This window comes from Bradyrhizobium sp. MI1.4 (assembly GCF_055811315.1).
In genome coordinates this window covers 135,945-147,287 of sequence record NZ_JBVVPP010000012.1, presented here as the reverse complement: position 1 = coordinate 147,287, position 11,343 = coordinate 135,945, and the positions used below count along the sequence as shown (strand labels likewise).

Below are 11,343 nucleotides of genomic sequence, written 5' to 3'. Positions count from 1 at the left end.
GAAAGGCGTCCAGTCTGAGGTGAAGTTTTGGCCCCAAAATCTGTGGTTGCGGGGCCCTAAGCCCTTCGACGGAGTGATTGGTCGGGCGGAATCACCATGCTGGAGAATGAGCCGGGCACGGGAGCGGAAGGCGGGCTGAAGCGCTGGCTCGAGGGTATCGGTCTTAGCCACTATACCGATCTCTTCGCGCAGCACCGTCTCGATCTCGACGTCATGGCGGACCTGACCGAATCCGATCTGGTCGAGCTCGGATTGCCGCTCGGCGATCGGAAGCGGCTCCAGCGCGCCATGACCGCGTTGTTCCGGGCCGAAACCGCGGAGAAGCCCGACGCGACGGCGCGCCCGCAAATCCGGACGGAGGTCGGCGCCGAGCGGCGTCAGCTCACCACCATGTTCTGCGACATGGTGGATTCCACCTCGCTCTCGGTGCAGTTCGATCCGGAAGACGTGCGCGACATGATCGCGAGCTTCCGCGAAACCTGTGTCCGCGTCGTGAAGCATTACGAAGGTTTTGCTGCCCGCTTCGTCGGAGACGGTATTTTGGTCTATTTCGGCTATCCGACCGCACATGAGGACGACGCCGAGCGCGCCGTGCGTGCGGGGCTGGAAATCGTCCGGGTGCTGTCGACCGCTCGCGCGATCGAGCCGCGTGGCGCGCTCAGCCACTCACCCGCCGTCCGCATCGGCATCGCAACCGGTCTCGTCGTGGTTGGCGACCTCGTCGGACAGGGCACCGAAGAGCGCGACTCCGCGGTCGGAGAAACCGTCAATCTCGCCGCGCGCCTGCAGGGCCTGGCGCCGCCCAACGGTGTGGTGATTTCCACGTCGACCCAGTCGCTGCTGAAGGGGAAGTTCGACTACCGCGATCTCGGCGTCCACGTGCTCAAGGGAATCTCGGAGAAAGCCCAGGCCTGGCACGTGATGCGCGCCTCGCGGGTGGAGACCCGCTTCGCCGCCGCCATGGGCACGCGGCTGACCCCGCTCGTCAACCGGGAGGAGGAGATTGCGCTGCTGATGGGGCGCTGGCAGCAGGCCAAGGAGGGCGAGGGCCAGGTCGTGGTCAAGTTCGGCGAGCCCGGCATCGGCAAGTCGCGCATCATCCAGGAGATCTTCGACCGGATCGCGGGCGATCGCCATGGACAGGTCTCGTTCCAGTGCTCGCCCTATTACACCTCCACGGCGTTCTATCCGTTCGCCGAGCAGCTCAAATTCTCTCTCGGTCTCGATCGCGAGGATGCGTCCGTTCAGTCGCTGGCGAGCCTGGAGACCGCGATCGCCGCCGCTCATGGCGACATCGAGCAGGTTGCGCCGCTGTTTGCCGTGCTGTTGTCCATTCCGACCGGCGACCGCTATCCGCCGCTCGAGCTGTCGCCGCAGCAGCAAAAGGATGCGACCGTCGCGGCGCTGGTCAATCATTTCCTCGGCCTTGCGCGCGAGCAGCCGCTGGTGATCGCATTCGAGGATCTGCACTGGATCGACCCGACGTCCCGTGAGGTGATCGATCTCCTGGTCGACCGGGCACAGAACCGGGCAATCCTGGTCATCATCACCGCGCGCACCGAATTCCAGCCGAGCTGGAACGCCCATTCGCATATCACGACCCTGGTGCTGAACCGGTTGAGCCGGCAGTTGCGCGCGACGCTGGTCGAGCGCGTGGCGGGACGCGAGCTTCCCAAGGAGGTCATCGAGGAGATCATCGTCAAGACCGACGGCGTGCCGCTGTTCCTGGAGGAGCTGACCAAGACGGTTCTCGAATCCAACCTCCTGACCGAACGGCACGGGCGCTACGTGCTGTCGGGTCCGTGGCGGCAGCTTGCGATCCCGGCGACGCTGACGGACTCGCTGATGGCGCGGCTGGACCGGATGGGGCCGTTCAAGCGGATCGCGCAAATCGGTGCCACCATCGGCCGCGAATTCTCCTACGAGACTCTGCACGCGGTCGCCAACACACCCGCCGAACAGATCGAGGCCGCGCTCAATCATTTGGAGGAGGCCGGACTGATCATGCGCCGCGGCCATCCGCCCGACGCGCTCTACTCCTTCAAGCACGTGATGATTCAGAACGCCGCGCATGCGAGCTTGCTGCACAGCGAGCGGCGCAAGCTGCATTCCCGGATCGCCCAGGTGCTGGCCGAGATGTATCCCGAGAAGACCGAGCGCGAACCGGAACTGCTCGCCCATCATATGACCGAATCCGGCCAGAGCGAGAGCGCCGCCAGCTTCTGGCTTAAGGCCGGTAAGCAGGCGGCCAAGAGTGGCGCCAATCTAGAGGCGATCGGGCATCTGGGCCGCGGCCTCGGCGTCGTGCAGGCCAATGCGCGCATGCAGGGCGCCGATGAGATGGAGCTCGAATTGCGCATCGCGCTCGGCAACGCGCTGATCGCCGCCAAGGGCTATGCCGTGCAGGAGGTCGAGGAGAACTACGTCCGCGCCCTCGAACTCGGCCAGCAGCTCGACGACGACGAAAAGGCCTTCGCCGCCACGCGCGGGCTCTGGGTCTGTCATTTCATCCGCGCCGATCTGACCCGCGCGCACGATCTCAGCGTCGAGCTGTTGAAGTTCGCCAAGCGCGAGCGGCTGAACGAGGGGACGCAACCGGCGCAGCAGACCGGCTATCTGATCGAGGCGCATCGCTCGATCGCGATGACTATGCTCTATCGCGGGCGCTTTGCCGCGTCCCAGCATCATCTGCACCGCTGCATCAACCTCTACAGCCCCGACCTGCACTCCGATCTGATGGAGCGGCACGGCACCGATCCCGGTGTCGTCTCGCTGTCCTATCTCGGCTACCTCCTGTGGTTCCTCGGCCGGCCCGACGCGGCGCGCCAGCACAGCGAACAGGCGATCGCGAACGCCGAGAAGATCCGCCACCCATTCACGCTCGCCTTCGCGCTCGTGTTCGGCGCCTATCTCTGCCAGCATTTGCGCGATGTTGAGGGCACGCGCGACCATGCCAACCGCGCCATGATCATCGCCACGGAGCACAATTTCCTGCACTGGAAGCAGCAGGCGGCGATCCTGCGCGGCTGGGCGCTGGCGCAGCTCGGCGAGGCCGACGAAGGCCTCAGCCAGATGCGGTTCGGCCTCGACGAATACGAAGCGATGGATTCCTGGCTCGCCGGCTGCTGGTTCCGCTGCCTGCTCGCGGAGGCCTACGCCAAGGTCGGAATGCGCGATGCCGCCTTGCGCGCGCTGGACGGTGCGCTCGCGACCGCAAGACGGACCGGCGACCACTCCTACCTCGCCGAAGTCTACCGCCTGCAAGGCGAGATCACCCTGTCGGATGAGAATCCGGCCTCGGTGCAGGAGGCCGAGGACCTGTTCAACCTGTCGCTGGAGATCGCGCGTAAGCAGGGCGCTCTGTCCTGGGAGCTTCGCACCGCCGTCAGCCTCGCGCGCCTGTCGCACCAAGCCGGCAAGCGCGAGCACGCTCGTCTCCTGCTCGTACCGATTGTGGCCAAGTTCAGCGAGGGCTTTTCCACGCCGGACCTGAAACAGGCGATGCAACTGATCGACGAGCTCGGCGTGGACGCGCTTGTTCGTAAACAGGCCGATTCCGTGAGATGAGCGATCTTGCCGCCGCGCGTGCGCGTTACGTGGAGCTGATCTCAAAACGCGAGCGGATCTCTTCAACGCGCCTGCTCGAAGCCCTCGGCACTGTTCCGCGCGAAAAGTTTCTGGCGAAGGGGCCGTGGCGCATCAAGACCGAGGCGGCGCGCAACTATCGGCTGACGCCGGATGCTGATCCCGTTCATCTCCAGGACAATGTGCTGGTCGCGATCGATGCGCGCCGCAAGCTTGATACCGGACTTCCGAGCCTGTGGGCGCATTTCATCGATTTGCTCGACGTCGGGGAAAAAGACCGTGTGGTCCAGATCGGCTGCGGGCTCGGCTATTTCTCAGCCGTGCTGTCGAAGATCGTGGGGCCCAAGGGCAGGGTGCAGGCAATCGAATGCGACGAGCGGCTTGCGGCGCGCGCCGCAACCTATCTTGGCGCCTATCGCAACGTCGCGGTCGTCCATGGCGACGGATGCGAGGACATCGGCGAACCCGCCGACGTGATCATCGTTCATGCCGGCTTCTCGCAGCCGCATCCGCTCTGGCTTCGGTCGCTTCGTCCGCGCGGCCGGCTTCTGGTGCCGCTGACCCAGCGGGACCGCGAAGGCGCCGCCCTCAAGATCACCCGCAAGGGCAGGGGGTTCGAAGCCGAGGCGGTGCAGCAGATCCGGATATTTCCCGGCCAAGGCCGCGGTCTGACCGCGCTCGACGACCGCGTCGCCGACTGGTGGCAGCGCGCCTCCGCGCTGGCGCCGCTGCGCTTTCGCGGCATCGCGCAGGGGTTGCCGTCGGATGGCTAATGCTTCGTTTCATTTTACCTTGATTGCGAATGTAAGTATCCAACGCGTCTCGGCGCCGCTATGACTGCGGCCTGATCGCCATACGAGCGCGCGCCATGCATTCCGTTGCCCTGCTGACCGCCAGCTACGCCAAGGATATCGAGCGCTTTTCGCTGCTCAGCGAGAGCATCGACACCTGGTTGACGGGCTACACACGGCATTATGTTCTCGTTAACGATGAGGATCTGCCGCTGTTCGCGCGGTTCGCTTCCGACAAACGCGTCATCGTTCCGGCCTCGCGCTATTTGCCGAAATGGCTGTGGGCGTTGCCGCCGGCTCTGCAGTTCATCAGCAAACGGCGCGTCTGGCTGTCGCTGCTGTCGTCACCTGTTCATGGCTGGCACATTCAGCAGATCCTCAAGATCGCCGGCGTCCTCAACGCGCCAGAGCAGCGCGTTTGCATCCTGGATTCGGACAATCTGTTCTTCCGCGAATTCGACGTCGGTGAGTATGCCGGCGCCGAGAAGACCCCGCTGTTCGTCACGCGCAACGGGATCGACGCCGCCCACCCCTTGCATGTCCTGTGGCTCCGCACCGTCGATCAGCTCCTTGGCATCAAGGACCGGTCCTTCCCCGCGGACGACTATGTCGGCAACGCGCTGGTCTGGGACAAGGACACCGCGCGCGCGATGACCGATTCGATCAAGTCGGCAACGGGATTGAACTGGGTTCTGGCACTGTGCCGGAAGAAGAAGTTCTCGGAATATCTCATGTACGGCCATTTCGTCGCGAACGCGCCCGCGCATCTGGCCACTCATCGGGTCACCGAGGACAGCATCGCGGTCTCGCATTGGGACGACACCCGCCTCGACCGTCCCGCCATCGAAGCGATGATGCGCGCCGCTTCGCCCGACCAGGTCGCGCTGTGCATCCAGTCCTATTCGTCGACCTCGATCGACGACATCCGCGACGTGTTCCGCCTCAGCTCGCGCGACCGTCGCGGTCCGAGTCTTTCGCCCGAGCACATGGGCGACGAGGCTCAGTTCGAAGTGCCGAAAGCTCGCTAGACCTTACACGTCTCTCGTGAACTTGCTGATCACGTTCATGAACGGCTTCGGCTTGAACTCGCCGTCGAGCGGCAAAGGACGGTTCGGCTGCTTGTCGGCGCGGGCAAAGGTGCCGTTGATCCAGCTGTAGCGGTCCGAGAGGCCCCAGGTCAGGATCGAGCGCACCGGTCCGCTGGTCGAGATCGCGGTCAAGAGATCATCGACGCGCTTGGCGACGATGGCATCGCGCTCCGCCGGCGTCCCCGTCAGCTTCTGGTCGTCGACATCGAGCTCGGTGACGAGCACCTCGAGGCCCCAGGCGCGCAGCTCGGTGACGAATTCGGCAAGCCCATGGGTGTCGATCTCGAGCTCGGCATGCAGATGCGCTTGCAGTCCCACGGCGTGCAACGGCACGCCCTGGTCGAGCAGCTCCATGATGAGATGGCGGTAGGCCGCGCGCTTCGCGACGAACGTGTCCTTGGCCGACTCGATGTCGTATTCGTTGATCGCGAGCTTGACGAAGGGATCGGCCGCGGCCGCCGTGCGGAACGCCAGCGGAATCCAGCGGTTGCCCAGATGCTGCGTCCAGAACGACTCGCGTCGGTCTTTCGGGCTGTGCGGATTGTCCGGGATCGGCTCGTTGACGACGTCCCACGACGTCAGCTTGTCCTTGTAATAGGAGACGACGGTGCCGATGTGGTCGACATAGGCGCGCTCGACGCCCTTGGTATCCTTGATCTGCTTGGTCCAGTCCGGAATGTCGTGATACCAGGCGAGCGCGTGGCCGCGCATCGTCAGGTCGTTCTGCCGGGCGAAATCCAGGATCGCGTCGGCGCGTTCGAAGGCAAAGGTGTGCGCGTCCGGACGCAGCATCGGCCATTTCAGCTCGAGCACCGGCACGACTTGTGTGCAGTAGGTGCTGATGGCTTCGCCGAGCCTGGGATCCGCTTGCAGATCCCAGAGCGTGGCCGCGGCACCAAATCCCTGATAGCGCTGGGCGAGTTTCGACGCCGGCGCTGCGGACGCCGATGCGGCTGCCGCGAGTGCTGCGGCGCTGCCGAGGAGAAATTCGCGTCTGTCGAGCCTGGTCACGGCATTCCTTATCGGAGCCAACGCGCCACCGTACCAAGCGACGCCTTGCAACGCCGGGGATTTCCCTCGTTGGGTTAACTTTGCCAGTGCGAAATCACGGTTCCTTTCGGTGGCCGTGGCGCCGTCAGGGAAGGGCAAATTTAACGCTAACCCGCGAAAGCGGCTTCAAAACCGGATTCGCCGCCCGATCTCCAGACTTATGTGACACTCTTGAGAGATGTTGCGGCGCAATTCGTTCGCCCCGCCATGGTCCAATTGATGAACGGCCGTCACACTCGCAACAATGTTGTCGGTCCCGTGCTCGCATGCTGAACCGCCATTTCTCGATTTATCTCGTCGCCTACATCCTGCCTGCGGCGGTGGGTTTCTTCGCCGTCACGGCCTACACGCGACTGCTGACGCCGGCGGAGTACGGCGTTTATGTCGTCGGCATCAGCCTGGCCGGCATTCTAGGCGCGATCTTCTTCGCCTGGATCAAGCTGTCGGTGTCGCGCTATCAGGCGATGTCGGCCGAGGTGGATTTCCGCGGCACTGCAATGGTCGCCTTCGCGCTCACCGTTGCCGTCCTCTGCGCCACCACGCCGCTGGTTTTCCTGTTCCGCAATGATCTCAGCGTTGGGCTGCTGCTTGCCAGCATGTTCGTCGCGATCATGGCGAATGCCGTCGATGTCGGCCAGGAGTTCGAGCGCGCAAAACTGCGCCCTTACAGATTCGCGGCGATCTCGATCGTGCGCAGCGTGTCGAGCGTCGGTTTCGGCCTGCTCGGCATCTGGCTGGGCTGGGGTGGACTGGGACTGCTCGCCGCATTCGGCCTGGGTTCGCTCGCCGGGATCATCCTGAACCTTCTCGGTGACCGCACCAGGATCGCGCGCTTTCAGCGCAGCCAGTTCGTGCAGCTCGCGCGCTACGGCCTGCCGCTGACGCTGGCCGGATTGTCGGTTGCGGTCTACTCGGCCTGCGACCGCCTCATCGTGGCTTATTTGCTCGGCAAGGACGCCGCCGGAATCTTTGGCGTCGCCGCCGATCTGCCGCGACAGTTCATGGTCATGATCGCCTCCAGCGTCGCCGCGGCGACCGTGCCGTTGGTGTTCCGGTCATTGTCGGACAAGAACATCGAGACGACGCGGGAGCGGCTGACCGAGAGCCTCGAACTTCTGCTCGTCGTAGTTGCGCCCGTCGCGGTCTGGCTCGCGCTCGCAGCCGACCAGGTCGCCGGCACGCTCGTCGGCGTCGACTTCCGCGCCGGCGTGTCGGTATTGCTGCCGACCCTGGTGCTCGCGCGCTTGTTCGGCATCGCCAATCAGTTCTATGTGCAGATCAGCTTCCAGCTTGCCGAGCGACCGTTCATGCTGGCGGCGCAGTCGTTCCTGACGCTGGTCGTCAGCGTGGCGTTGATGTTCGTGCTGGTGGCCGGCCATGGTCTCTACGGCGCGGCGCTGGCGACCCTTGCAACCGAAGCGATCGGTTTCCTCGTTGCCGTCGTGCTGATGCATCGCGCCCATCCGGTCCCGTTCGACCTCCACCGCCTCGCCGGCGTTGCGGTCTCCGCCGCGGCGATGGCGGCTGCGATCCTCGTGGCACGATCCCAGGTCAATGGCATCGGCCTCGTCCCGCTCATGCTCGTGAGCCTCGCCGGCGGGCTCGCTTATGCCGCTGCCGCGTGGTTGCTGAACATCGCAAACGTCCGGACGCTGTCGCTGCGTTTCCTGCGAACCTTCAACCGCAAGGCGCTGGGCGTTTAAGCCGCGATGCCTGACGAGGCTCGGCCTCAGCGTCTGAAGCTCTGAAAGCGCCGCCTGGCCTGGCGATGGCTCGGTTCCGACCGGAAGCGCACAGCCGCCCGGGTCTAGGGCGGAGGGCGATTTTGTTGCGTCCGTGGCCATAACTGTGCTTCTTGGGCGGCATGTCGGGAGCAGAGCAGATATGACCCAAGGAACGCCGGAAATCCGCGCATCGGCGCAGTTGCTTGCCCGCTATCGCGAGCCTGACAATACGCGGGGTGTCCTCGAACTGGCGATCACGGCGATCCCGTTCGTCGTCATCTGGGCTCTGATCTGGGTCGCTCTTGACCAGGGCTATTGGTTTGCCCTCCTGCTCGAGGTGCCCGCGGCGGGTTTGCTGGTCCGCCTCTTCATGATCCAACACGATTGCGGACACGGCTCGTTCTTCCGCGGCCGCGTTGCCAACGATTGGGTCGGCCGTGCCATCGGCGTGATGACACTGACGCCATACGGCTACTGGCGGCATAACCATGCGGGCCATCACGCGAATTCCGGCAATCTCGACCACAGGGGCTTGGGCGACATCGATACGTTGACCACGCGCGAATTTCTCGGGCGGTCGCGATGGCGCCGGACGCTGTATCGCTTGTATCGACATCCCCTCGTGATGTTTGGCGCCGGTCCCTCGTATTTGTTCATCTTGAAGCACCGATTGCCGGTCGGGATGATGCGTCGCGGCTGGAAACCCTGGCTGAGCACGATGGGCACGAACATCGCCCTCGCGGTTCTCGCCGTCACGATGATCTGGCTGGTCGGCTATGGGCCGTTGCTGCTTGTGCATCTGCCGATCGTTGTCCTGGCGGCGTCGATCGGTGTGTGGCTGTTCTACGTCCAGCACCAGTTCGAGCACACGCATTGGGCCCACGACGAGACCTGGAACTTTCACGACGCCGCGCTGCACGGCAGCTCTCACTACCAATTGCCGGGTGTCTTGCGATGGTTCACGGCAAATATCGGCGTCCACCACATCCATCATTTGTCCAGTCGAATTCCCTGCTATCGCTTGCAGGACGTATTGCGCGACCATCCGCAGTTCGCTGGTGTCGGGCGGATCACGCTGCTCCAGAGTTTGCGGACCGTGCGGCTGACCTTGTGGGACGAGGAACGGCAGCGGCTCGTCTCCTTTGGAGAGGCAGCCTTGTTTGGCAAGGCAGCCTTGTTTGAAAAGGCAGCCTTGACTCCAGTGGCTTAGCTTTACGCCGCCCCGCGCGGCCGCCGACCGGCGTGAATTCGCGCGATCGGAACGCGATGGGCGTCTAGCGGCCGTTCAACGTGGCTTCGCCGTCCGACGCCGGGCGCTGGCAGCCGTGTCACCGATCCCCGGTCATTCTGTCGCAGCGATAGACCGCCAGCTTCGGCCGCGCGGCGCCCTTCCGCCTGCGTTAACCGTCGTATATGAGATTTATCGCCGGAACGTGCCGAATGTCGCCACAGACGGAACGTAAGGCGGCGGCGATTTCTTAATTCAAAGATCGCAATCTGATCAATGACCGGCGGACTGGCATTTCGACCGAGGATGGCATGAGAAACCTGATGACAACGGCGCAATCCACCGTGGCGATGCGGCGTTGGGGGCCCCCCGGAATTGTGACCCTGGCGGCAATGCTCGCCTTTGCGGCCGTGGCTCCGGCCAATGCGGCCAAGCAGGCGCGTCAGCCGGCCGAGGCGGTGGCACCGCGCGAGGCTGGCGAACCGATCATGGCGATCGTGTCGATCAAGAGCCAGCAGGTCACCTTCTACGACGCCGAGGGCTGGATTTTTCGCGCGCCGGTGTCCACCGGCACGACGGGACGCGAGACGCCGGCCGGCGTCTTCGCCATCATCGAGAAGGACAAGGACCACCACTCGACCATGTATGACGACGCCTGGATGCCGAACATGCAGCGCATCACCTGGAACGGCATCGCGCTGCATGGCGGGCCGCTGCCCGGCTACGCCGCTTCGCATGGCTGCGTGCGGATGCCGTTCGGCTTTGCGGAGGGCCTGTTCGACAAGACCAACATCGGGATGCGGGTGATCATCTCGCCGAACGACGCGGCTCCGATCGACATCGTTCATCCCGCACTGTTCATGCCGAAGCGGGACGCCATTGCGGCGGCGCCGGGCCAAATTGGCAGGCTCTCCGGCGAGGCCGAGGAGGCCACAAGGGCGGCCGACGAGGCCAAGAAGGCCGCGACGGCGGCCGCGAAAGAGGCGGCATCGCTGCCGGCCTCGTTGCGCAAGCTGGAACAGCAGAAGACCCGCGCCGACGCCGAGCTCGCCTTCGCCGACAGGCAGCTCGCGGCCGCCAAGACCGATCAGGCCCGCGCCAAGGCCGAGGAGCTGAAGCAGAAGGCCGCCACCAAGGCCGCCGACGCGGCGACGCAGCTCGATGCCGCCAAGAGCGCCGCACAACCGAAGCGCGACGCGGTGGCTGCCACGAAAGAGGCCGCCAAGGCGGCAGCGGCCAGGAAGGCCGATGCCGTGAAGGCCGCGACCGACGCAAAGCTCGCACTCGAGCCGGTCTCGGTCTACATCAGCCGCGCGACGCAGAAGCTCTACGTGCGGCGGAACACGCACAAGCCGGCACCGGACGGCGGCGGCGAGGTGTTCGACACCAGCATCGAGGTTCCCGTCGCGATCCGCAATCCGGATCAGCCGCTCGGCACGCATATCTTCACCGCGATGGCGAAGACCGACACAGGCCTGCGCTGGAGCGTGGTCACGATCGAAGACAGCGACAACGCCAGGAACGCACTCGACCGCATCACCATCCCACAGGAGGTGCTCGATCGCATCGCGCCGACCGCGTTGCCGCGCTCCTCGATCATCATCTCGGACGAGCCGCTGAGCAGCGAGACCAACTACCGCACCGAGTTCGTCGCAGTGCTGAGCAACCAGCCCCAGGGCGGTTTCATCACGCGCAAGCCGACCGCGCCTCCGATGGCCATGGCGAGCGATGACGGCTGGGACAATGGCGGCAACGGTTTCGGCTTCTTCTTCCAGCGCGATCCGAATCCGCAGCCCGTCAATCCGCGCCGGCGCGGCCAGTATCAATATTATCAGCCGGCACAGCCGATGCAGCGGGGCTTCTGGTAGGAGCGGGCG

General features: G+C 64.7%; 7 protein-coding genes. 6 read left to right on the top strand and 1 reads right to left on the bottom strand.

Features of this window, described 5'->3' with window-relative positions; genetic code table 11:
• Positions 1–96 precede the first annotated feature (96 nt).
• The 3 genes from AC0L23_RS16735 (at position 97) to AC0L23_RS16725 (ending at position 5,404) form a co-directional block, all read left to right on the top strand.
• Positions 97–3,567: an ATP-binding protein gene (locus AC0L23_RS16735; protein ID WP_085350333.1), complete on the top strand. Its 3,471-nt coding sequence runs from the start codon at positions 97–99 to the stop codon at positions 3,565–3,567.
• The gene (locus AC0L23_RS16730; RefSeq protein ID WP_018455681.1) at positions 3,564–4,358 is read left to right on the top strand and encodes a protein-L-isoaspartate O-methyltransferase family protein; all 795 of its coding nucleotides are present in this window, start codon (positions 3,564–3,566) and stop codon (positions 4,356–4,358) included. The genes AC0L23_RS16735 and AC0L23_RS16730 overlap by 4 nt, the downstream gene beginning before the upstream one ends.
• Positions 4,359–4,453: 95 nt before the next feature.
• Positions 4,454–5,404 (top strand): DUF6492 family protein, encoded by a 951-nt coding sequence (locus tag AC0L23_RS16725; RefSeq protein WP_018455680.1) that lies wholly within the window; start codon positions 4,454–4,456, stop codon positions 5,402–5,404.
• Positions 5,405–5,407: 3 nt separating this feature from the next.
• On the opposite strand, the gene AC0L23_RS16720 is transcribed toward AC0L23_RS16725, so the two are convergent.
• Positions 5,408–6,475, bottom strand: coding sequence for an endo-1,4-beta-xylanase (locus AC0L23_RS16720; RefSeq protein ID WP_018455679.1), 1,068 nt, complete (start codon positions 6,473–6,475; stop codon positions 5,408–5,410).
• A gap of 305 nt (positions 6,476–6,780) precedes the next feature.
• Here AC0L23_RS16720 and AC0L23_RS16715 point away from each other — a divergent pair, with 305 nt between their 5' ends.
• The 3 genes from AC0L23_RS16715 (at position 6,781) to AC0L23_RS16705 (ending at position 11,334) form a co-directional block, all read left to right on the top strand.
• Positions 6,781–8,217 carry a lipopolysaccharide biosynthesis protein gene (locus AC0L23_RS16715; protein WP_018455678.1) on the top strand — a complete coding sequence of 479 codons (1,437 nt, stop codon included), beginning with the start codon at positions 6,781–6,783 and terminating at the stop codon, positions 8,215–8,217.
• A gap of 181 nt (positions 8,218–8,398) precedes the next feature.
• Positions 8,399–9,448 (top strand): fatty acid desaturase, encoded by a 1,050-nt coding sequence (locus AC0L23_RS16710; RefSeq protein ID WP_018455677.1) that lies wholly within the window; start codon positions 8,399–8,401, stop codon positions 9,446–9,448.
• A gap of 329 nt (positions 9,449–9,777) precedes the next feature.
• On the top strand, positions 9,778–11,334 hold the full coding sequence (locus AC0L23_RS16705) for a L,D-transpeptidase (protein ID WP_026233000.1): 1,557 nt from the start codon (positions 9,778–9,780) through the stop codon (positions 11,332–11,334).
• Positions 11,335–11,343 lie beyond the last annotated feature (9 nt).

Bases quoted from the DNA above. Each gene is read 5' to 3' on its own strand.
- AC0L23_RS16735 (WP_085350333.1), top strand. From the start codon at position 97: ATGCTGGAGAATGAGCCGGGCACGGGAGCGGAAGGCGGGCTGAAGCGC.
- AC0L23_RS16730 (WP_018455681.1), top strand. From the start codon at position 3,564: ATGAGCGATCTTGCCGCCGCGCGTGCGCGTTACGTGGAGCTGATCTCA.
- AC0L23_RS16725 (WP_018455680.1), top strand. From the start codon at position 4,454: ATGCATTCCGTTGCCCTGCTGACCGCCAGCTACGCCAAGGATATCGAG.
- AC0L23_RS16715 (WP_018455678.1), top strand. From the start codon at position 6,781: ATGCTGAACCGCCATTTCTCGATTTATCTCGTCGCCTACATCCTGCCT.
- AC0L23_RS16710 (WP_018455677.1), top strand. From the start codon at position 8,399: ATGACCCAAGGAACGCCGGAAATCCGCGCATCGGCGCAGTTGCTTGCC.
- AC0L23_RS16705 (WP_026233000.1), top strand. From the start codon at position 9,778: ATGAGAAACCTGATGACAACGGCGCAATCCACCGTGGCGATGCGGCGT.